The following is a 22,736-nucleotide window of genomic DNA, read 5'->3' as shown; positions in this document are numbered from 1 at the left end:
TGGTCGCCGTCACTCGAGCCACTCGAGGAACGTCCCGTCGACGAGCGTCTCCGCCTGGGCGTCGATGTAGTCAGACTGCATCCCCCAGACCGCCTGCGCGAACGGCTCCCCGTCCGCGACGCGTTCGGCAACCCGATCGTGTTTCCACCGGGCGGGCGTTATTCCCCGGTCGACTCGCGCCCGCAGGGGCTGGATGTACCGATTGGCCTCCTCGGCACGGAGACCGCGTAGCTCGAGGCCGTCCCGGGCGAGTTCGAACAGTTCGGCGTACAGCTCCTCTGTGTCCGTGGTCTCCGTCCCGTCGGCAGTCACCCAGTTCAACTCGGCGTCGAGGCCGTCCCGAACGGCGGCGTAGAAGTTCTCCTCCGCCGTCTCCCACGATTGGTGGTACACGGGGTGTTCGCGGCGCGGGAGGCTCTGGAGAAGCCCGGCGAAGACGGCCAAAAGAGAAACCGTCCCCTGAACGGTCGGCTGTCCCGGCAGCGGCCGAAACTCGATGCGCGCGTTCGCGCTCTTTTTTGTCGCCCCCCCGAAGACCGGGCGAACCCACCGCCAGAAGCTGCCGTGTTTGTGCCGAAAGTGTGCGAACGCGTCGTCGAATCGGCCCTTCGAGTCGATCTCGGCGGGGACGACCGTCTCGTCGCTTGCGATCCGATCGACGGCGTCGTCGAGGCTGTCGACGTCCTCGGGAAAGGCCACCTTCCGGCTGTCTTCGGGGTTGAGCACCGACTCGAAGACCGGGATCCGGTTTTCCATCCAACACTCCGATAACACCGTTTCGCCATCGGCGTCGTAGAGGTCCGGCGGGAAAAACGGCGAGTTGACCGAAACGGCGAGCAGTGGCCCAGCGATCCGAAGCGCATACCGGAAGCGTTCCGGCAGGTCGTGGGCGTGTGGGACCTGGTAGTGGGGCTGGATGGAGGTGATGAGGCTCTCGGGCATCACCGTGTCGGCCGACAGCGAGACGTGCGGCGCGTCGAGTTGTAGCTCCGCGGCGTAGTCGGTGTTGGCCATCGCGTGGTACCGAACCGCCCGAGACATGTTCGTCGCCATCCGCATCCCGTCCTGTTCGATGCTGTTCGTGAGATACTCCGAGGCCGTTTCGCCGATCGGCGGCACCGTCCAGAGCCCGTCGCTGACGAGGGCCATCCCCTCGCGGGCGACCTCCGTTCTCGCCGCCGCGAGCTTCGCCTGTAGCTCGGACTCCTGGGCGCGGAGCCCGTACGTCGAGAGCGGTTGCGGTGTCGTCGAGAGTTCGGCGTTGTGCAGGCCGAGTTCCTTCTCGAAGCCGATATACTCGAGCAGTCGGCGCGGGACCCGCATCAACGCGTCCGTCTCGGCGTCGACGGCGTAGAACTCGTACTCCAGGCCGACGATCGCCTGAGGGTTGTTGAACGTCCCGTCATCGAGCTCCGAGCGCAGCGTCTCTGTCTCGGCTTCGACCCGCGACGCGAACGCCTCGCCGTCGATCTCCAGCGCCGCCGTGACCTGCGCCGCGAGTTCGGAAGCGGACATACACGCCCCTGTGCTCGGCAGGGATTTGAAACGTGTGGCTCTACGCGCTGGGGATCGGTTCGGCGTCGGTCCTGTTCAGAACAGTCCGGCAAAGAGGACGTAGCTGAACAGCATCGCGAGGAGACCGACGCCGGCGGAGTAATAAAGCAACGGGAGGAGGTTGAGCCGCATGACGCGGCCCTCCTGACCGACGAGGCCGACGGTCGCCAGCGCGGCGACGACGTTGTGGATGGCGACGAGGTTCCCGATGGCGCCGCCGACCGCCTGTGCACCGACGATGAGCGTCCTCGGGACGCCGACGCTCTCGGCCGCGACGAACTGGAACGTCCCGAACGTGATGTTCGAGACGGTGTTCGAACCCATCAACGCCGCGCCGAGCGCGCCGATGAGGGCGGCGACGAACGGGTACGCCGGCCCGACGGCGTCGGCTGTAGCGGTCGCGAGTACGACGATCATGCTGTCGAGCCCCACAGCGTGCGCCCCGGACTGTAACATGACGTGCGCCATCGCCAACACGAACACCAACGCGACGAGCGGCGACCGGAGGTTCAAACAGGCCTCCCGCCAGGCTTCGGCGACCTGCCCTCGCGACATTTCGAACAGCGGGATCGCGACGACCGCGCTCACCAGAAGCCACGTCCCCGGAAGATATGCGACCCCGACGCCGTTTCCGATCTCCGTCCCGAGTATCGAAGTCCACTCGAAGCCGAACAGCCCGAGCGTGAACGCCCCGACCTCGGTCGTGATCGTTCCGAACCGCAGGGATATCTCGGTACCGAGGGGGCGGATCGTTTCGCCCTGAAGAAACCGCGAAATCGGCGCGACACTCCGTGTGATGACGAGCGAGAGGATCAATAACACGTAGGGCGTCCAAGCTCGAAGCGGTGATATCGTGTACTCGTTCGGAATGACCCCTCTGGCGTCCGCGGGGCGGATCGTGCCGACCCAGTGATCCGGCCACTCCGACTCGGGTGGGAACTCCCAGTGGGTTTCCGGCTCGAAGTAGCCCGCCCTGAGCGCCGCGATGACGACCGCGCCGCCGAGCATGGACCCGAGGAGGGCCGGAAACGCGGCGCTGACGCGCGCGGCGAGCCAGTAGGGGATCGCGAACGCGACCCCCGAGACCAGACACAGCGGAGCGACCTCCCAGGCGGGCTGGAGCGAGCGCTCCTCCCCGCCGAAAAAGTAGACCACCATTCCGACCGCGAAAAGCGGCATCACGACCCCGACGAGAACGTGATACGTCGCCGCCCACGTGGCGACCTCGACGGCGAACTCCGTCGTCGTCATCCCGTTCGCCTCGATCGCCGTACGGATTCCGGACACACTCGACATCGGTTCACCGATGCCGACGAGAATCGGGGTCCCGACCGCGCCGTAGGTGACGGCGATGACGTGGCCGATTAGTGCGACGACGACTGCCGCGAGCGCCGGGAACCCGAGCCCCAAAAGCAGGGGGGCGACGACTGCCGCGGGCGTGCCGAAGCCGGCCGCACCCTCGATGAACGTCGCGAGAAAGAAAGCGACCAACACGACCTGTACCCGGCGGTCCTCGCTGATCTCGGCGAAGTTGCGGTTGAGCGTGTCGAACGCCCCGGATCGGAGCATCGTGTACAACAACACGAGCGCCGCGAAGACGATAAAGAGGATCTGAACCGCGGTGATGACGCCCTCGATGGTGGCGGCCAACAGCCACGCCGGGGGCATCCCCCAGACGAAGAACCCGACAGCACAGGCGACGAGCCACGCGATCGGCATCACCCGCGCCGCTGGCCACAACAGGCCGACGAGGAGCACGCCGACGACGAAAAGCGGCAACGCCGCGAAGAATACCTCGAACGCGGGGCTCGTCATGACCCCCTCACGCGTCGTGACCGGCAAGGATCGACAGCCGTTCGTCGCTTCTCGACCGTCGGCGTTGCCTCTCGCTCATCTGCTACCGTCTGTCTGTGCGCGTCCCACGATTATAAGTACCGGGGAACGGCGCTCACCCCGGACAAAGAGATTATACCATACCCGTCCGTGTCAATGGCTATGGCATCCGAGCGCGAACGAAACGCGAAGGGTGAGTTCACGGATCGGATTCCGCCCGAAGCCGCGCTCGAGGCGTTCGACGCACGCGAGGACGTCGCACGCCCGCTCACCGCCGCCGATATCATGGAGGCGCTCGATTGTTCGCGGCGAACGGCGCACAACAAACTCAACACACTCGTCGAGGCGGGCCGGCTCGAAACCCGCAAGATCGGCGCACGCAGCCGGGTGTGGTGGCGGCCGATCCCCGCCGTCGACCCCGGACGGACGGCCGCCGAGGCGGACGCAGATCGGACCGACCACTCCTCGGAGGCCGAACAGGCGATCCGGGCGGCGGACCTCCCGGGATCGGGTCGGACCCTCGACGCCCGCCGGGAGGCCCTCGCGGCCGCCTACGAGTATCTCACGAGTCACCCGAGCGCGACGAAGTCGGACTTTCTCGACGACGTCTACCCGAAGTACCCGGCGAAGTTCGAGACGCCCGATGGGTGGTGGAACGCGATCCAACCCGCATTGAAGGAACTTCCGGCCGTCGACCCGCCGGAGGAGCGCGGCCACCTCTGGAAGTTCCTCGGTGGCGATCGGTTCACGCCGACGCTGGGCTGAGACCCGTCCCGGTCGACTAGCGGACGTTTTGATTGTCACGGACCGCCAGCCGCCGCTGTCCGAAGTATATAAAATAACACGCACGAAGGCTGCCGGCCCCGTTCAGAACAGTCCGGGGAAGAGGACGTAGCTGAACAGCATCGCGAGGAGACCGACGCCGATCGAGTAGTAGAGCAGCGGAAGGAGGTTGAGCCGCATGACGCGGCCCTCCTGACCGACGAGACCGACGGTCGCCAGCGCGGCGACGACGTTGTGGATGGCGATGAGGTTCCCGATTGCGCCGCCGACCGCCTGCGCACCGACGATGAGCTGCGTCGGCAGTCCGAGTTGTTGTGCGGCCTCGAACTGGAAGCCGCCGAACGTGATATTCGAGACGGTGTTCGACCCGGCCATTGCAGCGCCGAGCGCGCCGATGAGGGCAGCGACGAACGGGTACGCCGGGCCGAGCGCGTTAGCCGTCGCCTGTGCGAGCGCCTGGATCATGCCGAGGTCGATGCCTGTCGGCGCGACCGCGGACTGCAACATCACCTGCACCATCGCGATGACGAATATCAACGCGATGAACGGTGAGACGAGTTTGCTCGCGGTCTCGCTGAGCGCCGATTTGAACTCTCCCCCGCTCATGCCGAAGATCGGAATCGACAGGAGCGCGGGCACGATGAGCCAGAAGCCGGGGACGCTCATCCAGGCGATTGAGTTACTGATCTCCGTCCCGAGGATGTTGCTCCATCCGAGGACGATACCGATGGTGAAGTTGCCGACCTCGACGCCGTAGTCGGCGTTGCCGATCGCGCTGCTGACCGGGCCAACTGCGCGCGTGATGACGAGCAACACGACGACGAGGATGTATGGGACCCACGCCTTCGCCAGTGACATCTGCTGGGTGCCGCCGTCGGCCGCCGCCCGGCCGCCGTTGCTTGATCCCGGTTCAATAGTGCCGACCCAGTGGTCTTTCCACTCCGAACGCGGCGGGAAGTCCCAGTGGGAATCGGGCAGGAGATAGCCCGCACGGAGCACGCCAACTGTGATCGCACCACCGACCATCGATCCGATGAGCGATGGGAACTCGGCGGTGATGTACCACGCGGACACCCAGTAGGGGATCGCAAAGGAGATTCCCGCGAACAGACACAGCGGGGCAACCTCCAGGGCGGGGCCGAGTGATCCCGTGTCATCGTCGCCGAAGAAGTGCACGATCATCAGGACCCCGATGAACGGCATCATAAAGCCGATCAGCGCGTGATACGTCGCCGCCCACGCGGCGACTTGGTTCGAAAACTCGGTGACGCTCGCGTAACCACCGGCAGTGATCGCCTCCTCGTAGACGCCGAGAGGATTTTCAATTCCGATAATGATCGGCGTTCCAACCGCGCCGTAGGTGACGGCGATGATGTGGCCGATAATGGCGGCGATGACCGCCGCAAGCGCCGGGAACCCGAGCGCGAGCAACAGCGGGGCGACGACGGCGGCTGGCGTGCCGAACCCGGCCGCGCCCTCGATGAACGTCGCGAGGAAGAACCCGAGTAAGACGATCTGGACCCGTCTGTCGTCCGAGACGGCGGCGAATCCTTCGTTGATCCGGTCGAAGGCGCCGGCCTCCTGCAGCGTGTACAGGAGCAACAGCGCCCCGAAGACGATCCAGAGGATCGTCAACGCCGTGATGACGCCGTTTATCGAGGCGGCGGCGACCCAGTTGCCGGGCATCCCCCACACGGCGAAGCCGATCACGACCGCGGAGATCCACGCGATCGGCATCGCCCGCGTAGCCGACCACAGGAACCCGACCATCAGTACCCCGGCGATCAAAAGCGGTGCCGCGGCCAACAGCAGTTCGACCGCGCTAACCACGGAGACCACCTCCGCCGGCGCCGACGGCCGACTCCGGTTTCGGTGCCTCCATGACAGGCTGGCTTGTCGCTGTCATAGCCGTCGCGTATCGTACGTGATATATATATGTATCGACGCTTCAGGCGGTGAGACCGCCGGGAGGCGGCGTCTCGTAGATCGTCACCGGCCGAGTGTAGGTTAAATGTCGCGCATATCAGCCATTATTTTCTATGATATTTTATTCCGACGTAGAATAGCACGTATATGTTCAATTAATATCGTAATATTTGACTATATATACGCGTACGCCGGTCTGCTCGGACTACTTCATTCGTGTGTTACGGTCTAGTCGGGCGATTTGGCCGTTTAGGACGGCCACTCTGTGGCCTGCGTTTCGGGAATAGCTCCCGTGTGACACGGCGTGTCTCCCGGAGACGCACTCGTGTACACTAGCTATACACACGAATGTACTGGACACACCCGGCGATTCTGCCGGTCCGGACGCTCGCGCGCGCCGACCGTCACCGGACACGGCCCGTCGGCGTCACACCGCTCCCGACCGGCGCTCCCGAACGATTACGTTCCGATGAGGCTGTACGCGCGGCCTCGCTCGTGGAGCGTCACCGGCTCGTCGTCCGACCAGTACCCCGAGATGTCGCCCCGCTCGGCGACGAATATCCGATCGCCGTGGGGGACCGCTTCGCTCGTCACGTGGCCGACACCCTCGACGCGCCAGCGAGTCTCACCCGTCCGTTTGTCGATGGCGTACAGGTGTCTGTCGTAGGAACCGACGAGCACCGACCCGGCAGTCACTGTCAGCGATCCGATGACGTTCCCGCCGACGTCTTTCGACCACAACGCCTCGCCGGTGTCGGTGTCGAGGGCGTACACGTGGTTGTCGTCGCTGCCGACGTAGACGACCCCCGCGTCCGGATCGATCCCGGGGTTCGACATGATCACCCGGCCGGTCTCGAAGGACCACTCCTCGGTCCCGTCGGCCAGGTCCAGCCGGTAGAAGCGACCGTCCCACGAGCCGACGAACGCCGCCCCGTCGTAGGTCGGGATCGTCCCCTTGATCTCTGCGCCGGTCTGAAACTCCCAGGCCGGCTCCAGGGAGGGGAACTCCCACGCGTAGCACACCCCGTCGTTCGACCCCGTCAGCAGCCGTTCGGTCGCGGGGTCGATAGACGTCGAGGGGTGGGGCATCCCCCACAGGCGGCTATCGTGCCACAGCGGCTGTCCCGTCGCCGCGTCGAGGGCCCACATCGTCCCCGAAGGCGCCTGCCAGGGGTAGTTGTACTCCGCGACCACGTACACCACACCGTCCCAGTACGCCGGGCTCGACCCGATCGCGATCGCCCCGCGGAGCCGCCAGTTCGAGGTCTTCCAGACACGCCGACCCGTCTCGACGTCGTAGGCGTACATCGACCCGTCGTAGCCGCCGATGTAGGCCGTCCCGTCGACGATCAACGGCGTTCCGTGAAACCCGAGGCTCGTCCCCGCCGCGGTTTCGGCGCGCCACCGGCGCTCGCCGTCTGGCGCGACCGCGTGTAGCACTCCGGTATCGGAGGGTATCAACACGGTTTCGCCGTCCGGCGTCGGCCGCGGGCTCGACTTCGCCGCGGTGTGACCGATCCCGTTGACCGGCATCGACCACTCGACCTCGACGCGGTCGGGGACCGTCGCCTCGGGGTAGTAGCCGAGCCGACGCAGCCCCCGCCTGAACGTCGTCGCGTCGCCTCGGGGGTACGTCTCGTCGTACGGCAACACCTCGGGATCGAAGTCGGCCTGACGGCGGTCGTAGCCCCCGCGGAGCCGCGTCCACCCGAGGCCGCCGGCGACCGCGAGCGCGCCGAGTCCGGCCAGCGTCCGACGTCGACTGAGGCCGCGTTCGGAGGAGTCCGTCATCGCCGATCGAAACGGCGGCCGTCGGTATATGAATCCCGGTCGGGCCGCCGGGCGGACCGACCCCTCCCCGGCTCACTCCCTGACTGCGGGATCGCTTTCGGCCTCACGGGCCTCCCCGGCCTCGCGGGACTCCTCGACTGCGGTCGCCAGCGACACGTTGAGCCGAAGCATCGACGCGACGCCCCCGGCGACGGTGACGGCGTTTTTCAGGGCGTGGTCGACGACCGCCGTCGCGAGCGCCGTCGGCCACGCGATCGGCGTCAGCGCTACGACGATGAGCGTAAAGGCGCCCTCGTAGAGGCCGATCCCGCCGGGCGAGAGCGGCAACACCTTCGCGAGGTTGCCGACGGCGACCGCGAAGAAGCCGACGGCCACGAGCAGCGTGGTGGGCACCGACACTCCGAACGCGGCGAAGACCACGATCGCCGTCAGGATGTCGATCCCCCAGATCACGAGACTCGATAGGCCGACGACGGCGAACGCCCGGCGGTCCTCGGCGACCGTCTGTACGTCTGCGACAAACCGTTCGAGGATCGCCGCGACGTACTCGACGTAGGAGTCGTCGCTCACCCGGGTCAACGCCCCCCGAACCAGGTTTCGATCCGAACGCGCGGTGGCGGCAATGAGCGCCATCGCCCCGATCGCCGCCGCCCCGACGCCCCCCGCGACGAGCACCGCCGTCCGGCCGCTCTCACCGACGTCGCCGCCGGCCTCGGCCGTCTGGAGCGCTGCGACGTCGACGCCACCGAGTGCCAACCCGACGAGCGTCGCGCCGGCCAGCGCCGCGATAATCAACAGATCGAACACCCGTTCGATGGCCAGAGAGGCGAACCCGGAGGGGTAGGGGATGCCGCGGCGGGCTTTCACGATGTAAGCACGGATCGCGTCGCCGCCGCGGGCGGGCACGACGAGGTTGCCGGTCTGGCTCACGAAGATCGTTCCCGTGAGGAAGCCGACGCGCTCGCGGTAGCCGAGTTCCGAGAGGATATCCCGATACCGGAGTCCCCGAAGTGGCCACGAGGCGATGTATACGGCGGCGGCGACGGCGAGGGCGGCGGGGTCGGCTCCGCGGATCGCGGCCAGCACCTCGGTCGGGTCGAGATACAGCGTCATCAACGCGAGCGCGAGGACGATTAGCGCCGTCCCGGCGGCGGTCGTCGTCCGGCGGTCGATCCGGGGACGAACCGACAGTTGCCACCACAGCCGGGCGACCTGACTGCCCATCCCGAGCACGTCTCTGACCAGATCGACCGTGGTATCGCCTTTCGGCGCCCAGTCGACGGGGAACTCTTTGACTGCGTAGCCGGCTCGCTGAGCGCGGACCAGCACCTCCGTGTCCCAAAACCAGTGATCGTCCTCGACCCCCTCGAGCAACTCGAAGAGCGCGTCCCGACCGAAGGCCTTGAACCCGCACTGGTGGTCGTGCAGCGAGGACCGAAGCACCGTCCGGACCAACGCGTTGTACCCCGTCGATGCGATCCCGCGTTCGGGTTCGCGCTCCTGTCTCTTCCCCGGGATCCGCCGGGAACCGGTCGCGACGTCGTAGCCCTCCGAGCGGATCGACTCGACGAGCGCCTCGAGATGCGCCATGTCGGTCGCCAGGTCCGTATCGAAGTAGACGAGCACCTCGCCGTCGCTGGCTTCGAAGGCCCGTTCTAAGGCACCACCGCGGCCGAGACGCTCGTCGCTGTGGAAGTGTCTGACGCGGTCGTCTTCGCCGGCCATTCGGCTCGCAATCTCGGGCGTCCGGTCCGTACAGCCGTCCTCCGCGATCAACACCTCGAAGCTACCGGACGGGAGGAACGCGCCCAGCGCCTCGAGAGTCACGTCAACGGTCCCCTCGATGGTTTCCGCCTCGTTGTAGGCGGGCAACACGACGCTCACCTCCCGGTCGGTCATCGGTCGTGTGTCGTGAACCGCCCGGCATCAACCTTCTGATCCCCGGTATCGTTCCCGGGCCACTTCGGTCACAACGGATATGCCCGGCGGCGACGAACTGCTGTCGATGATCGACTCCCTGCCGAGTGTCGACCCGTGGCTCCTCGGCGCGGGCGCCGCCGGCCTGCTCGTCGTCGCGCTCGTCGTCCGCCTGGGTCGCCGGCGCGGCCGCCCGAACACCGCCGCCCAGCGAACGCGCGACCGCGCCCACCGCGAGACGCAACGACGGCCGCCCGAGGAGGCCGCAACGAAGGGCGAGACGTACGAACTCGTGGTCAAACAGACCCAATACGACCGCGTCCCGGCCGAGGTGCGCGGGACGATCAACGGGCTGCAGACGTTCGTGAGGGAGGTCCCCGACCCCGACCGATCCGACGCCCTCGACGCCGGGGAGACGATCCGGGTTCTGGTCACCGACTACGGGACCGAGGGGACGACGGCGCAGGCGGAGTTCCTCGGGCGGGCCTGAGCGGGGCCCGCCGGCGTCTCGTTTCGCCCTCGGCTCCGCTTGCTCGCGCTCGGCGTGCTTGCGACCTCGCCGCGGGACACCGCCGACCGAACACGCTTTTGTCCGTCCCCGCCGCGGGTGGGGTATGTCGCTCTCGTTCGATTCGTTCACGCTCGCCGCCTCGACGGCCGACCTCGAGGCGGAACCGGCCGCCCGCGCCGACGCCGACTGCGTCGAGTTCCGGATGGATCTGGCCGACGCGCCGCTCGGCGCGCTCGCGTCCTACGACGGCGACCTCCCGATCCTCGCGACGAACCGCGCCGCGTGGGAGGGCGGCGAGGCGTCCGAGGTGAACCGCCTCGGCGCCCTCGAGGCCGCCCTCGAATGCGACGCCGTCGCCGCGATAGATATCGAACTCGCCGCCCTGGAGTCCGGCGGGCCGGGCGACGCCGACCGTGCCGAGGCCCTCCTCGCAGCGGCGCGGGCGGTCGGCGTCCCGGTCGTCGTCTCGACGCACGACTTCGAGGGCACCCCGCCCGAGCCCGAACTCGCCGATCGCCTGCGGCGGGCGGGCGAGCGCGGCGACGTCGGGAAGATCGCGGTGACCGCACGCGATGTCGGCGACGCGCTCTCCGTGCTTTCGGTCACACACGAGGTGACCCGGGCCGGCGTCGACGTGGCGACGATGGCGATGGGGGCGGCCGGCAGCCACACCCGCGCCGTCGCGCCCGTCTACGGGTCGAAGATCGGCTACGCGCCTATCGACCCGGAGAAGGCGACCGCCCCGGGACAGTACGGCCTCGAAACGCTCCGGGGGCTGGTCGATCGGCTCATGGAGTGATCTCCGGTTCGTTTTACTTTTCGATGATCGACTCCTCGACGGCCTCGCCGAAGTGTCTCGCGACCGCCTCGTAGTAGACGAGCAGGTCGTCGCCGGCCGCCAGGTCGGTGACCGACTTTCGCCCCGACGCCGTGGCGACCTTGATCGTCTCGGCGTTCTGCAACAGCGTCTCGATCCGGTCGCCGTTCTCGAGTTCGGCCTCGACCCGAAACATGGGGCGTTTTTCGATCTTCGCGCGACCGACGATGGCCTCGCGGGTGTTCCCCTCCGTGTCGACGACCTGGACCTCGTCGCCGGATTTCAACTCCGCGAGGTACTTCGTCTCGCCGCCGGGCGTCCGCACGTAGGCGTGGACCGCGCCGGCGTTGACCCGGAAGGGTCGAGAAGCGACGTACGGCGAGTCGGCGGTCTCGGCGTGGACGAAAAAGAGCCCGCGGCTCATCGATCCGACCAGCATCCCCTCGTCGTGATCGAGCATCGACGCCGTGTCGACGCAGACCCGGTCGGCCGACCCCGTCTCCTCGATTTCCGTCACCGTCGCGTGCTGGAGGTCGAGGTGCTCGCGCTCGCTTTCGTCTCTGATCTCGACTGTGGCGCGGATCTCGTCTGGGTCGTCGGTGTCGAGCAACACCGCGTCGGCGCCGATCTCGAGCGTTTCGAAGGCGGTCTTGGCCTCCTCGGCGCTCCGGACGCCGGCCACGAGGTCGGTCTCCTCGCCGATCCGGGCGATGAGGTTCTCGAGGGGGATGATCTGCCAGTCCTCCCCGACGACGAGGGTGTAGTCGGCCTCTCCGGCCGCGGCCTCCGCGAAGGTCTCGTAGTCGGCGTCCAGGATGCGGACGTAGGCGCCGCCGGGGGCGTCCGTCCGGCGGAGCGTCGTCAGGTCGGCCGACCCGGAGAGATCCGAGGGGAGATCGACCGTGCCGTCGCCCTCGCCACCCTTGCCGACGACGACGGCGTCGGGGTCGGGATCCTCGTCGGTCTCGGCGTCCATGACGTGGACGTCGTCGCCGGCGAAGGCGGCGACGTTCACCCGACCCAGATCGCGGACCCGGCCCACGTCGCGTCGGTCGACGAGCACCCAGTCGACGCCGGCCTCGAGGCCGGCGGTGATCCGGCGCTTTCGCGCCTCCCAGTCGCCGACCTCGTCGTCGGCCTTCAGCCACACGGAGCGTGTCATACCTCCGGGGTGGCGGGGGCGGCTATTGAACGTGGCGGGACGGTCGCGGTCGGCCCGGGAGATGGTATACGATACCGTTAACAACGTTGCCTACGAGGTATGGCCACACGGATGATCGATCTCGACCTCGACATGCGGCAATACGACTGCCCGTTCATCGACACCACCGACGAGGTCGACGTCCGCTTCTCGGCGATGCAGTGGCAGTTGGACACGAACCGCGAGCAACTCGAAACCCGGCTGCTCGTCGAGGGTGACGAGCGCGGCGAACTCGCCCAGGGGTTGCGGACGCTCCGCGAACATCCTAACATGACCGACTGCGCGACGTTGAAAAAGAGCGGCGGCGTGGCGACGGTCCGAACGCGCATCGAACAGACCGACGCGATGGGCGTCGTCGAGGACCACGGCGGCTACATAACCGGTCCCTTCCGGATCGAGGGCGGCACCGAGACGTGGCACGTCGGCTTCGACGAGGGAACGACGGCCGACCGGGCGCTCTCGGAACTCGACGACGAGAACGACGTCGTCGTCGAGAGCCGGACCGACCTCTCCGTCGCGGAGCTCTTCGACGTGATAGAGAACGCGGGCGCGGCCCACGGCTTGTTGAACAGCTGCCGGGCGCTGACCGAAACGGAACGCGAAACGCTCGTCACCGCCGCCGAGGCCGGCTACTTCGAAACGCCACGGGAGCTGTCGCTCGACGACCTCGCCGACGAGTTCGGGGTCTCGAAGACCGCGGCCTCGATGAACCTCCGCCGGGCCGAGCGGAAACTGGTGGACTCGACGGTCGACTCGCTGTCGTCGATCGACGGGCTCGAGTGACTGCCGAAAAAAGCTATGGCCCAGCCGCCGCGTCCTGCGGGTGTGTCCCTCCGTCGCCCCTCCACGACCGGGCGCACGTTCCTCGACAGGTGCGCGGTCGGTATCGCTCGGCTGGCCATATCGATCCACCTCGTCGCCCTCGTCCGACACGACGGGAGATTACACCGGTTCTGTGACCTCGGCGGCGCCGCAGACACTCGTATCTTCGGGCACTGACTCGACCGGACACCGGTGCCGACCGACGAACCGCCGTCCAGACGCTCGAGTGTGAGGACACCGGCGGCGACACCGAGCACGTCGCCGACCGACGCCACGCGCCCCGGTGGGCGAACTCGGACGAGCCGACAGCTCGGCGTCGTGAGGGAGAAAACGAAAATCACCGCCCAGAGTCACGGTCGCCGTGACGTCGGGGCGTCGATCGCGTTATATTACAGTAACCATCGCAAGTGATTACACATCGATCGCACTGCTGTCGTGCGATCGAGTGTGCAGTGTCTTCCGATCGCTACTATAGTTGCTGTACTCGCGGTGGCCGATCAGTCGTGGTGACCGATCAGTTGCGAACGACGTTCGACGCGCGGGGGCCCTTGGGGGCGTCCTCGATGTCGAAATCGATGTCCTGTCCTTCCTCGAGATCCGGGCCGTCGACGTCTTCCATGTGGAAGAACACGTCTTCGTCGGAGTCGTCAGTCGAGATGAAACCGTAGCCGCCTGTGTCGTTGAAGAAATCAACCGTACCGTTTGCCATTACAAACAGACGTACAGCCGACGCGGGTATAAGGGTTCCGAGAGCCGGGGTGACACGACCCGTCGGATCGCGCCGGGCGAGTCGACGGCGCGGCGAGTCACTCAACGGGCGTATCCGGCGTCCCTCCCCGTACTCGAGACGAACGTCTCACCTACGCGTCGAGTTCCGCGCGTTCGAGCGCCTCCGCGGCGTCGAGGTCCTCGTGGACCACCAGCGCGACGGCGTGGGCCATCCGCTCGGGGTCGTCGTGTTGGAAGATCGTCCGGCCCATCGAGACGCCGGCCCCGCCGGCGTCCATCGCTCCCCGAACGTCCCGCAGCGACTGGAGGTCGCCGTCCGGCGACCCGCCAGCGATGAGCACCGGACAGCGCGTCGACTCACAGACGTGCTCGAAGCTCTCCCGGTCGCCGCTGTAACCCGTCTTGATCAGATCCGCGCCCAACTCCTCGCCCAACCGGACTGCGCGGCCGAGCGCCTCGGGATCGTCGCCCTCGGTGTCGGGACCGCGGGCGTACGTCATCGCGAGCACGGGCAGGCCGTACTCGGCGGCCTCGTCGGTCAGCGCCCCGAGTTGCTCGATCTGCTCGCGCTCGTATTTCGAGCCGACGTTGATATGAAAGGAGACGGCATCGGCGCCGGCCCGCAGCGCGGCCTCGACCGAGCCGGTTCGCCGCTTGTCGTTCTCGTCGGGGCCAATTGCGGTCGAGCCGTTGAGGTGGGCGATGTAGCCCGCGCCGTTTTTATTTCCGTGGACTCGGTCGGCGATGCCCTTTTGTGTCAACACCGCGTCCGCGCCACCGCGCGTGACGGCGTCGATCGTCGATTCGATGTCCTTGAGCCCCGTGACCGCCCCGAGCGTGATTCCGTGGTCCATCGGCACGACGACGTATCGACCCTCTGTCCCGATCCGCTGTAGGCGCGCGGTGATCCCTGCTGTCATGGTGTCTGTGAGTGTGCGAGGTTGCTTCAAGTTCGTTCCGGTCGCGGACGGCGTTGCCCACCCTCGATCGCGCCGGTCTTCAGTTCGCGGGCGAGTGACTCCAACTCCGCGGCGATCTCCGCGGTCGGCGCGTCGTCTTCGTGCCCCTCGGCGACGATGTCGACCAGCGCGGAGCCGACGATGACGCCGTCCGCACCCGCCTCGACGACCGACGCGGCGTGCTCGCCCGTCGAGATGCCGAATCCGACCGCTTTCGGGACGTCGTAGCCCTCGAGGCGGGAAAGCGTCGCCCCGGTGTGATCCGACAGCGACTCCCGGGCGCCGGTGACGCCGAGGCGCGCCTGGACGTAAACGTACCCCGAGACGCGCTCCATGATGTGGTCGAGGCGCTCGCCAGCCGTCGTCGGCGCGACGATGAATACCAGATCGAGACCGAACTCGTCGCAGGCCGCCCGGAGGGGGTCGGCCTCCTCGGCGGGCAGGTCCGGGACAACGAGCCCCTCGATGCCGACCGCGGCGGCCCGTTCGACGAACGACCGGACTGGCTCGTCGCCGTACTGGTAGATGAGGTTGTAGTAGGTCATGCACGCGAGCGGAACGTCGATGTCGAGGGCCTCGACGAACTCGAAGAACCGCTCGGGCGTCATTCCGCCCGCCAGCGACCGGACGACCGCCTGCTGGATCGTCGGTCCCTCCGCGATCGGCTCCGAGAAGGGCAGCCCCAATTCGATCACGTCCGCGCCGCCGCGGGCGAGTGCCTCGACGTATTCGAGAGAGGCATCGAACGTCGGGTCGCCCGCCGCGAGGTACGGCACGAACGCCGGTTCCTCGAAGGCGTCCGCGAGGGTCGACGACGTTTCGCGGGCGTTCTGAGGCGTCCGCTCCGCCCGGTCTTCGCTGCTCACTGATCGAACACCTCCATCTCCGGTGCGTTCTCGAGATCGCGTTTTTCGGTCTCCTCGATCGCGGCCTCGAGGTCCTTGTCGCCGCGCCCGGAGACGTTGACGACGATCGGCTCAGCGAACTCGACCGAGCCGTCGCCGTCCGGCCCGAGCGCTGCCTCGAGGAAGCCGAACGCGTGGGCCGTCTCGAGGGCGGGGATGATCCCCTCGTCCTGCGAGAGCCGGTGGAACGCCTCCAGGGCGTCGTCGTCGTCGACGGTAACCGGCGTCACCCGGCCCTCGTCGACGAGGTGGGACAGCTGTGGTCCGACGCCGGCGTAATCGAGCCCCGAGGAGACGCTGTGGGACTCCATGATCTGGCCGTGGCCGTCCTGGAGCAGCTTCGTCCGCGCGCCGTGGAGCACCCCCTCCTCGCCGGTCGACAGCGACGCCGAGTGCGGCGCGACGCCGGCCTCCTCGTCGACGGTCAACGAGGAGCCGCCGGCCTCGACGGCGTACAACTCGACGTCGTCGTCGAGGAACTCGGCGAAGGCACCCATCGTGTTCGAGCCGCCGCCCGCGCAGGCGACGACCGACCCCGGGGAGCGGTCGAGTTTCTCCGCCGTCTGCGATTCGATCTCCTCGGAGATGACGGCGTGGAAGTCCCGGACCATCGCCGGAAACGGCGCGGGGCCGACGATCGATCCGATGACGTAGTGGGTCGTCTCGACGGTCGTCGCCCAATCGCGCATCGTCTCGCTGATCGCTTCTTTGAGAGTCCCGCGGCCGACGTCGACGGGGGTGACCGCCGCGCCGTTGAGCCGCATCCGGAACACGTTGGGCCGCTGGCGGTTGATGTCACGGCGGCCCATGTAGATCTCGCAGGGCATATCCAGGTGGGCCGCGGCCATCGCCGTCGCGGTGCCGTGTTGGCCCGCGCCGGTCTCGGCGATGATGCGCTCTTTGCCCATGTACTTCGCGAGCAGCACCTGCCCGAGGGCGTTGTTGAGTTTGTGTGCGCCACCGTGGAGGAGGTCCTCGCGCTTGAGATACACCTCCGTGTCGTAGCGCGCTGAGAGCTGATCGGCGCGCTGCAGCGGCGTCGGCCGCCCGCCGAAGTCCGCGAGTCGCTCGCGGAACTCGTCCATGAAGCCGTCCTCGTTGTTCAGGACGTAGCGTCGGTAGGCATCGGTCAGTTCCTCGATGGCGGGCATCAACGCCTCTGGGACGTACTGGCCGCCGTAGTCGCCGAATTTGGTGTCGGGTTGAGACATGTGGGGTCACTCCGTAGAGCCGCTCGTGAGTCGCTCCGTGTTCGCTCGCACGTCGCCGTCCATTATGGCCGAGCCGACGAGCACGCCGTCGGCACCGGCCGCACGCATTCGCGCGACGTCGTCGCACGACTCTACGCCGCTTTCGGCTATCAGGGTGACGTTTTCGCGGGCCGTTGCCGGGACCGAGTCGACGACGCGCTCGAACGTCCCGACGTCGACGTCGAGGTTCGCCAGATCGCGGTTGTTGACTCCGACGATGTCCGCCCCCGCATCGAGGGCCGCCTCGAGCTCCGCGGGAGTGTGCGTCTCGACGAGGACCTGGAAACCACGTTGGTGGGCGGCCTCGAGGAGGCCCTCGAGGTCGTCGACGAACCGTGCAATGAGCAACACCAGGTCCGCTCCCACGACGTCGAGTTGGGCCTCCCGCAGGAGGAAGTCCTTCCGGAGTACGGGCACGTCGACGGCCGTCCGGACCGCCTCGAGCGTCTCCGGCGAGCCGCCGAAATGCTCCGGTTCGGTCAACACGGACAGCGCCGCAGCACCGCCCTCGACCATCGCCGTCGCGAGTTCGACCGGGTCATCGGTCCGCTCGCCGTCGGCCGTCGGACTGGTCGGTTTCACTTCGGCGATAATCGGCGCGCGTCCGTCGGCCTCGGCCGCCTCGAGCGCCGCCGGCAGCGACCGCGGCGTCACGTCGAGCGGTTCGTCGCCGCCGCCCCGCCCCTCGGCGGCCCCGAGGATCGACCGGACCGCCGGAGCCAGTCCCTCTCTGGTGTTCATTACTGTACATTAATGAGCGTATGTGTACAAAAGAGTTGCGGCTCGGACGCCCCGGAGCGGCGGCTCGGGGCAGTGCATCGACGGAAAACACGGGGCCGGCGCGTCGGCGCTCAGACCTCGGGCGCCTGCCCGCCGAACGCCTCGATCACTTGGGGGACGACCTCGAAGAGGTCGTCGACGATACCGTAATCGGCGATGTCGTAGATCGGCGCGTTCGGGTCGGAGTTGATCGCGACGATGGTGTCCGCACCCTTCATGCCGGCGACGTGTTGGACCGCCCCGGAGATCCCGACCGCGACGTAGACGTCGGGTGTAACGACTTTCCCCGACTGGCCGACCTGGCGGTTCTGTGGCAGCCAGCCGTTGTCGACGATCGGCCGCGACGACGACAGCGTCGCGTCCAGAGCGTCCGCGAGTTCCTCGACGAGCGGGATGTTCTCTTCCTCCCCGATCCCGCGGCCGACGGAGACGAGCACGTCCGCGTCGGTGATGTCCACGTCGCCGCTGGCGACCTCCTCGAAACCCTTCACCGTCGTGCCGAGCGCGTCCTCGTCGACGTCCACGTCGAAGGCTTCGATCGTCGCGTCGCCGGGCGATTCGGCGGGGGGCCACTCGGTGGCCCGGAGCGTCAGCGCGTACCGCTCCGAGTCGACCTCGTAGGCCGTCTCCACCTTGCCGCCGTACTGCTCGCGGACGACCTCGACCGGCTCGCCGCTCTCGATGTCGATCACGTCGGTCACGAGCGGCAACTCGAGCGCCCCGGCGACCGCGGGCGCGTAGTCCAGCCCGTTCACCGAGTTGGGCAACAGAAGCGCCGTCGGGTCGAGCTCCGCGCACAGCTCTTTTATCGCTCCCGCGTAGACGCCGTGGTTGAACTCCTCGCCGTTCGCGACGGTGTAGATCGTGTCGACGCCCTCGCGGTTCAGCGCTTCGGCGAACCCTTCGACGTCGCCCGCGATCACGGCGACCGCGAGGTCCGTCTCGAGGTCGGCCGCGAGTTCGCGACCGGCCGTGACGAGTTCGAAGGAGACGTCCCGGAGGTCCCCGCGACGGTGTTCGGCGACGGCCAGTACCGTCATCCCTCGACCACCCCCTTCTCGCGGAGGAGTTCGGCCAGTTCCCCGGCCGTCTCGTCGGCGCTGCCGTCCCAGACAACCGCGTCGCTTTCGCTTTCGGGCTCGTACATCGAGGTCCGCGCGACGGGCGAGTCGGTCACCGAGGCGTCGAGCCCGATATCGTCGAGGGACTCGGTTTCGAGGGGCTTTCGCTGGGCCTGTCGGATACCGCGGAGGCTGGCGTAGCGGGGCTCGTTGATCCCGGTCTGGATCGTCAACACCGCGGGGAGCTCGACGTCGGTGAGTTCCTCGATACCGCCTTCGAGCTCGCGGTGGACCGAGGCGACGCCCGCCTCGGCGTCGAGTTCGAGGTCGTTGACGACGGCGGCCCACTCGAAGCCGAGCCGTTCGGCGAGGGCGACGCCAGTCGCGCCGTTGGCGTCGTCGCCCGCCTGAACGCCCGAGAGGATCAGATCGGGGGCCTCCGCCTCGGCGACGGCGGCGATGATGTCGGCCTTCGTGCCGACGTCGAGGAACTGGGCTTCCTCGAGGGCATCGTCCCACACCCGGACGGCCCGGTCGGCCCCCTTCGCGAGCGCCATCCGGACGGTCTCGTCGGCGCGCTCGGGACCGATGGTGACCGTGACGACCTCGACGTCGTCGTTCGCCTCGGCTATCTGGACGGCCTCCTCGACAGCGTAGTCGTCCCACTCGTTGAGGTCGTACTCGAGGGACCCCTCGGCGATGTCGAGCCCGGAGATCTCGAACTCGTCGTCGACCGCGGCTACCTCCTTCACGGTAACGAGTACCTTCATACTAGCGAACGTGACACCCGTCTATGATTAAATGTTTCCGAACAGTGGGTCAGCCGACGCTCCCGCCGGTATCCCGCTCCGGCGCTCTCTGGCGAGCGGGGTTACGGAAGTTCGAGGAGAAAACCTCGCCGTTCACGGCGGGGATGAATCCGACACCAGGGCGACAACCGCCGGTTAAGCCGTCCGACAGCGTCTGCCGTAGCACGCACAACGGGCAAAAACTGGCGGTCGGAATTGGGGTCCGCCCGGACGACGAAGGCCACCACACCGTCCCCGAGAGGGCGTCGCCGAGGCCGTTGGGAGACGGCAGGTAACAAGCGACCCTCGCTCGCTTGTGCCTGCTCACCGTGGCACGAAGGGCAGGCAGGCCGATGGCACGGCCCGTGCCGGGACGCGCAACACGCCACACCCCTCGCGGGGCCGACGTATCGCGCACACACCCGGTATCGCCTCGCCGGACCCCGTTCGGCAGGCGAGAAGTTGCCAGCGGGGACGTGGGACCGGCTCGCCGTCCCGCGCTGGAATCCTCGCGCTGCAGCGCGGAGAGAATTTCAAGGCTCCTCGCCGAGTTCGCCGACGCCTTCTCCGGGCAGGCTGATGAGGTTCTCCCGGCCGATTCGGAGTTTGTCCACCCGGTCTTCGTCGTCCATCGACGAGAGAAGCTGTGAGACCTTCGCGTTCGACCAGCCGGTCTCCTTGACGATCGTCGCCTGCTTCATCCGTCCCCCGTTCCGTTCGAGGAGGTACTCGACGCGCTCCTCGTCCGAGAGCAGTTCGGGATTCGGCTCGTCGGCCCCGGTGTCCGGGTCGGCGTTCGCACCGTCTTTCTCTGGTGTCGCGCTCTCGGCCGCCGCGTCCGTCGGTTCCCCCGCCGTTCCGCCGTCGCTATCGGCATCGCCCGCCTCCGGGGGCTCGCGTGTCTCGTCCCCGCGCTGCCGGCCGAACAGGAGGTACAGCCCGACGAGGAGCGCGGCTCCGCTCAGGAGCAACGCCCCGGCGACGAGGGGGCTCGAGATCCCGTTCGTCGCCGGTCCCGCACCAGACGGGTGATAGACGATGTCGAAGTATCCGGGCTCGAACGTCGTCGGCCCCTCCCACCGGAGGTCCCCGCCGTCGGCCCCGATCGGCGAGGTGGTCGGCCCACCGTAGCCCGGCGGGGCCAGGATCGTCAGCGACTGGTCCGATCCGAGTCCCGGCAGCCACGTCCCGTCCGTGGTGTTGAACGCGTCGTCGACGTACAGCGTGTCCTCGTCGTCGATTCGCGCGAACGACTCCCAGGTGAACGAGACCCGGAGCACCCCGTACGTCTCCCCGCTGTCGGGGTCGGTTACGACTTCGCTGTGACGGCTGACCGACGTGATCGACATCTCGCGGCCGCTCGCCGCCGAGGCCTCGCCGGCGGCCCGCTCGAACGCGTCGACACCGAGCTCGAGGTCGGCCTCGCCGGCCTCGAACCGGTCCGCGAACGCCTCGAAGGCGTCGCGATCGCTGTCAGTGCCGATGGGCACGCTGAGCGTGACGTTCCACGCCGCGTCGCCGTCCGCTTGGAGCTGTGCTTCGAAGTGTGTCCCGTCGGCCTGTGGTTGTCCAGCGACGGGAACCGCACCGAGCACCGGAGCGGAGGCGAGGAGGAGGGCACACAGCAAGATGGGGACCCGACACCGCATAGCTAAACGGTGGACGCGCCCACGGGAAAACGCTTTCTATCCGGAGATAAAACGTCTGCGCCGTCGATAAACTGTCTCGGCTTTTCTCGGCCGTGCGTTTAGTCCCGGTGCGGGGCGGACGATTTTTGTTTCCCGGGGGCGACGCCCCGAACATGGACGGTACCCGTGCGCTCGTCTTCGCCTTCCTCCTCTGTGTGGCCCCGATCGGCGGGGTCGTCGTCGGCGCCGAGGGCGTCGGCGGTCCCGGCGAGCTACAGGAGACGACGGCCGACCCGGATCGCTCGATGACCGTGCTCGCGACGCCGAACACCTCGGAGTACCTCGCGCCGTCGGCCGAGGGCATCGAGCGCTCCGGCAACCACACCGCCGGTCTCGACGTCGCGGCCGCCGTCGAGGCCGACGCCGGCGGGCTCGAGAGCGCCTACCTCGGCGAGACGCTCGAGCGACGCTATACGAGCGCGGCAAGCGACGCCGAGCACGAAGCGGTCGTCGAGGACGGCGTAGAGCGTCTCGCCGCCCGCGCCGGCGAGCTGCGCGGGACCGAACGAACCGCCATCCGGCAGTACAACGAGGGGGCGATCGACGCCCGCGAACTCCTCCGGACGCTGACCGTGGTCGCCCGGGTGGCCGGGGCGACGGTCGATCGGCTCGAGTGGCTCGAAACGCGGGCGAACCGCCTCGAGATGGACGCCGAAGCCGACCGCGCGGCGACGGAACGAGCCGGACTCGTCCCAGCAACCGGACCAGTCAGGACCGAACTCGCCGGCGCGGCCGCCGGCTCCGGCTCCGTTCGGGTGTACGTCGAGACGGCCGGCGACGGGGTCGTCCTCGCCGCGATCGATCGGGACGACGGGACGTATCTTCGCGAGGCCCACGATCCGAGCGCGAGGGACAGACGGACTCAGGATCAATACGGCGGAAGCCCGCTCCTCGCGCTCGAGCGAATGGAGCGTATCTACCCGTGGGTCACAGAGAACAACCTCGGCGTCTCGGCCTCGCCCATCGGGCCGCCCTTCGAACGCGTCTATCGCTTCAGCATTCCCCACCCGCACGGTGAGCTCGAGACGTACCTCGACAGCGGCTCGGAGGCCGTAGCGATCGAATTCCAGCGAAACGACCTCGACTCGCTCCCGACTCAGAGGAGCCGAACCACCGCGAACGGGCTTCGCCTCGTCGTCGACACGACCCGCGGCGGCGGGCCGATCGGGGTTTCGGCCCTCGACGACGCGACCGGCGACCCCCTGAACGCACGAATCGAGCTCGGCGGCGACCCGATCGGGTCGACCGACGGGGACCGGCTGTGGGCCGTCGCTCCCCGCGGTCCGGTGACAGTAACCGCGGCTCACGACGGCGAGACGGTGTCGCTCGAGGCGTCGCCCTCCTGAGCGCCGGGACGCCCGACAACCTGCGACGCCCGACAACCTGCGACGCCCGACGATTTATATATCGGGACGCGGCCA

At 67.8% G+C, this 22,736-nt stretch carries 19 protein-coding genes; 5 read left to right on the top strand and 14 right to left on the bottom strand.

Annotated elements, in window-relative coordinates; genetic code table 11:
• Window positions 1–9: 9 nt before the first annotated feature.
• Window positions 10–1,515, bottom strand: a complete 1,506-nt coding sequence (locus tag NMLP_RS01040; protein WP_015408267.1) for a hypothetical protein — start codon at window positions 1,513–1,515, stop codon at window positions 10–12.
• A gap of 75 nt (window positions 1,516–1,590) precedes the next feature.
• Window positions 1,591–3,369, bottom strand: a complete 1,779-nt coding sequence (locus tag NMLP_RS01035) for an L-lactate permease (protein ID WP_015408266.1) — start codon at window positions 3,367–3,369, stop codon at window positions 1,591–1,593.
• A gap of 180 nt (window positions 3,370–3,549) precedes the next feature.
• On the opposite strand from NMLP_RS01035, the gene NMLP_RS01030 reads away from it, so the two are divergent.
• Complete coding sequence (locus NMLP_RS01030) at window positions 3,550–4,152, top strand: HTH domain-containing protein (RefSeq protein ID WP_049925967.1); 603 nt, start codon at window positions 3,550–3,552, stop codon at window positions 4,150–4,152.
• Window positions 4,153–4,254: 102 nt separating this feature from the next.
• Here NMLP_RS01030 and NMLP_RS01025 read toward each other — a convergent pair whose 3' ends face one another.
• The 3 genes from NMLP_RS01025 to NMLP_RS01015 all read right to left on the bottom strand — a co-directional run bounded on the left by NMLP_RS01025 (window position 4,255) and on the right by NMLP_RS01015 (window position 9,786).
• Entirely contained in the window at window positions 4,255–6,000 is a 1,746-nt protein-coding gene (locus NMLP_RS01025; RefSeq protein ID WP_015408264.1) for an L-lactate permease, read from the bottom strand.
• A gap of 555 nt (window positions 6,001–6,555) precedes the next feature.
• On the bottom strand, window positions 6,556–7,887 hold the full coding sequence (locus tag NMLP_RS01020) for an outer membrane protein assembly factor BamB family protein (protein WP_015408263.1): 1,332 nt from the start codon (window positions 7,885–7,887) through the stop codon (window positions 6,556–6,558).
• 72 nt (window positions 7,888–7,959) lie between these two features.
• On the bottom strand, window positions 7,960–9,786 hold the full coding sequence (locus tag NMLP_RS01015; protein ID WP_015408262.1) for a flippase-like domain-containing protein: 1,827 nt from the start codon (window positions 9,784–9,786) through the stop codon (window positions 7,960–7,962).
• A gap of 79 nt (window positions 9,787–9,865) precedes the next feature.
• On the opposite strand from NMLP_RS01015, the gene NMLP_RS01010 reads away from it, so the two are divergent.
• Both NMLP_RS01010 and NMLP_RS01005 read left to right on the top strand, forming a co-directional pair.
• Window positions 9,866–10,294: a hypothetical protein gene (locus tag NMLP_RS01010; protein ID WP_015408261.1), complete on the top strand. Its 429-nt coding sequence runs from the start codon at window positions 9,866–9,868 to the stop codon at window positions 10,292–10,294.
• A gap of 124 nt (window positions 10,295–10,418) precedes the next feature.
• The gene (locus tag NMLP_RS01005; RefSeq protein ID WP_015408260.1) at window positions 10,419–11,114 is read left to right on the top strand and encodes a type I 3-dehydroquinate dehydratase; all 696 of its coding nucleotides are present in this window, start codon (window positions 10,419–10,421) and stop codon (window positions 11,112–11,114) included.
• 13 nt (window positions 11,115–11,127) lie between these two features.
• Here NMLP_RS01005 and NMLP_RS01000 read toward each other — a convergent pair whose 3' ends face one another.
• Window positions 11,128–12,294 (bottom strand): 3-dehydroquinate synthase II, encoded by a 1,167-nt coding sequence (locus NMLP_RS01000; protein WP_015408259.1) that lies wholly within the window; start codon window positions 12,292–12,294, stop codon window positions 11,128–11,130.
• 111 nt (window positions 12,295–12,405) lie between these two features.
• Between NMLP_RS01000 and NMLP_RS00995 the strand changes: the two genes are divergently transcribed.
• Complete coding sequence (locus NMLP_RS00995; protein ID WP_015408258.1) at window positions 12,406–13,116, top strand: helix-turn-helix domain-containing protein; 711 nt, start codon at window positions 12,406–12,408, stop codon at window positions 13,114–13,116.
• Between the two features lie 553 nt (window positions 13,117–13,669).
• Here the strand turns inward: NMLP_RS00995 and NMLP_RS00990 are convergent.
• The 8 genes from NMLP_RS00990 to NMLP_RS00955 form a co-directional block, all read right to left on the bottom strand.
• On the bottom strand, window positions 13,670–13,864 hold the full coding sequence (locus tag NMLP_RS00990; RefSeq protein WP_015408257.1) for a cold-shock protein: 195 nt from the start codon (window positions 13,862–13,864) through the stop codon (window positions 13,670–13,672).
• A 151-nt stretch (window positions 13,865–14,015) separates the two neighbouring features.
• Window positions 14,016–14,804 carry a 2-amino-3,7-dideoxy-D-threo-hept-6-ulosonate synthase gene (locus NMLP_RS00985; protein WP_015408256.1) on the bottom strand — a complete coding sequence of 263 codons (789 nt, stop codon included), beginning with the start codon at window positions 14,802–14,804 and terminating at the stop codon, window positions 14,016–14,018.
• Between the two features lie 26 nt (window positions 14,805–14,830).
• The gene (trpA, locus tag NMLP_RS00980) at window positions 14,831–15,709 is read right to left on the bottom strand and encodes a tryptophan synthase subunit alpha (protein WP_015408255.1); all 879 of its coding nucleotides are present in this window, start codon (window positions 15,707–15,709) and stop codon (window positions 14,831–14,833) included.
• Window positions 15,706–16,959 carry a tryptophan synthase subunit beta gene (gene trpB / locus NMLP_RS00975; RefSeq protein WP_015408254.1) on the bottom strand — a complete coding sequence of 418 codons (1,254 nt, stop codon included), beginning with the start codon at window positions 16,957–16,959 and terminating at the stop codon, window positions 15,706–15,708. The genes trpA and trpB overlap by 4 nt, the downstream gene beginning before the upstream one ends.
• 6 nt (window positions 16,960–16,965) lie before the next feature.
• The gene (gene trpC, locus NMLP_RS00970) at window positions 16,966–17,739 is read right to left on the bottom strand and encodes an indole-3-glycerol phosphate synthase (protein WP_015408253.1); all 774 of its coding nucleotides are present in this window, start codon (window positions 17,737–17,739) and stop codon (window positions 16,966–16,968) included.
• Between the two features lie 110 nt (window positions 17,740–17,849).
• Window positions 17,850–18,818 carry an electron transfer flavoprotein subunit alpha/FixB family protein gene (locus tag NMLP_RS00965; protein ID WP_015408252.1) on the bottom strand — a complete coding sequence of 323 codons (969 nt, stop codon included), beginning with the start codon at window positions 18,816–18,818 and terminating at the stop codon, window positions 17,850–17,852.
• Window positions 18,815–19,609, bottom strand: a complete 795-nt coding sequence (locus NMLP_RS00960; protein ID WP_015408251.1) for an electron transfer flavoprotein subunit beta/FixA family protein — start codon at window positions 19,607–19,609, stop codon at window positions 18,815–18,817. Before NMLP_RS00960 ends, NMLP_RS00965 begins: the two co-directional genes overlap by 4 nt.
• A gap of 551 nt (window positions 19,610–20,160) precedes the next feature.
• On the bottom strand, window positions 20,161–21,276 hold the full coding sequence (locus tag NMLP_RS00955) for a helix-turn-helix transcriptional regulator (protein WP_015408250.1): 1,116 nt from the start codon (window positions 21,274–21,276) through the stop codon (window positions 20,161–20,163).
• A gap of 152 nt (window positions 21,277–21,428) precedes the next feature.
• Here NMLP_RS00955 and NMLP_RS00950 point away from each other — a divergent pair, with 152 nt between their 5' ends.
• The gene (locus NMLP_RS00950; RefSeq protein ID WP_015408249.1) at window positions 21,429–22,661 is read left to right on the top strand and encodes a DUF7096 domain-containing protein; all 1,233 of its coding nucleotides are present in this window, start codon (window positions 21,429–21,431) and stop codon (window positions 22,659–22,661) included.
• Window positions 22,662–22,736 lie beyond the last annotated feature (75 nt).

The organism is Natronomonas moolapensis 8.8.11 (genome assembly GCF_000591055.1).
GTDB lineage: Archaea > Halobacteriota > Halobacteria > Halobacteriales > Haloarculaceae > Natronomonas > Natronomonas moolapensis.
Note: the sequence above shows the minus strand (reverse complement) of the source record. Positions and strands in the feature narration are given on the sequence as shown.

Coding starts and splice junctions, on each gene's coding strand:
- NMLP_RS01040 (WP_015408267.1), bottom strand. CDS start 1,515: ATGTCCGCTTCCGAACTCGCGGCGCAGGTCACGGCGGCGCTGGAGATC.
- NMLP_RS01035 (WP_015408266.1), bottom strand. CDS start 3,369: ATGACGAGCCCCGCGTTCGAGGTATTCTTCGCGGCGTTGCCGCTTTTC.
- NMLP_RS01030 (WP_049925967.1), top strand. CDS start 3,550: ATGGCATCCGAGCGCGAACGAAACGCGAAGGGTGAGTTCACGGATCGG.
- NMLP_RS01020 (WP_015408263.1), bottom strand. CDS start 7,887: ATGACGGACTCCTCCGAACGCGGCCTCAGTCGACGTCGGACGCTGGCC.
- NMLP_RS01015 (WP_015408262.1), bottom strand. CDS start 9,786: ATGACCGACCGGGAGGTGAGCGTCGTGTTGCCCGCCTACAACGAGGCG.
- NMLP_RS01010 (WP_015408261.1), top strand. CDS start 9,866: ATGCCCGGCGGCGACGAACTGCTGTCGATGATCGACTCCCTGCCGAGT.
- NMLP_RS01005 (WP_015408260.1), top strand. CDS start 10,419: ATGTCGCTCTCGTTCGATTCGTTCACGCTCGCCGCCTCGACGGCCGAC.
- NMLP_RS01000 (WP_015408259.1), bottom strand. CDS start 12,294: ATGACACGCTCCGTGTGGCTGAAGGCCGACGACGAGGTCGGCGACTGG.
- NMLP_RS00995 (WP_015408258.1), top strand. CDS start 12,406: ATGATCGATCTCGACCTCGACATGCGGCAATACGACTGCCCGTTCATC.
- NMLP_RS00990 (WP_015408257.1), bottom strand. CDS start 13,864: ATGGCAAACGGTACGGTTGATTTCTTCAACGACACAGGCGGCTACGGT.
- NMLP_RS00985 (WP_015408256.1), bottom strand. CDS start 14,804: ATGACAGCAGGGATCACCGCGCGCCTACAGCGGATCGGGACAGAGGGT.
- trpB (WP_015408254.1), bottom strand. CDS start 16,959: ATGTCTCAACCCGACACCAAATTCGGCGACTACGGCGGCCAGTACGTC.
- trpC (WP_015408253.1), bottom strand. CDS start 17,739: ATGAACACCAGAGAGGGACTGGCTCCGGCGGTCCGGTCGATCCTCGGG.
- NMLP_RS00965 (WP_015408252.1), bottom strand. CDS start 18,818: ATGACGGTACTGGCCGTCGCCGAACACCGTCGCGGGGACCTCCGGGAC.
- NMLP_RS00960 (WP_015408251.1), bottom strand. CDS start 19,609: ATGAAGGTACTCGTTACCGTGAAGGAGGTAGCCGCGGTCGACGACGAG.
- NMLP_RS00955 (WP_015408250.1), bottom strand. CDS start 21,276: ATGCGGTGTCGGGTCCCCATCTTGCTGTGTGCCCTCCTCCTCGCCTCC.
- NMLP_RS00950 (WP_015408249.1), top strand. CDS start 21,429: ATGGACGGTACCCGTGCGCTCGTCTTCGCCTTCCTCCTCTGTGTGGCC.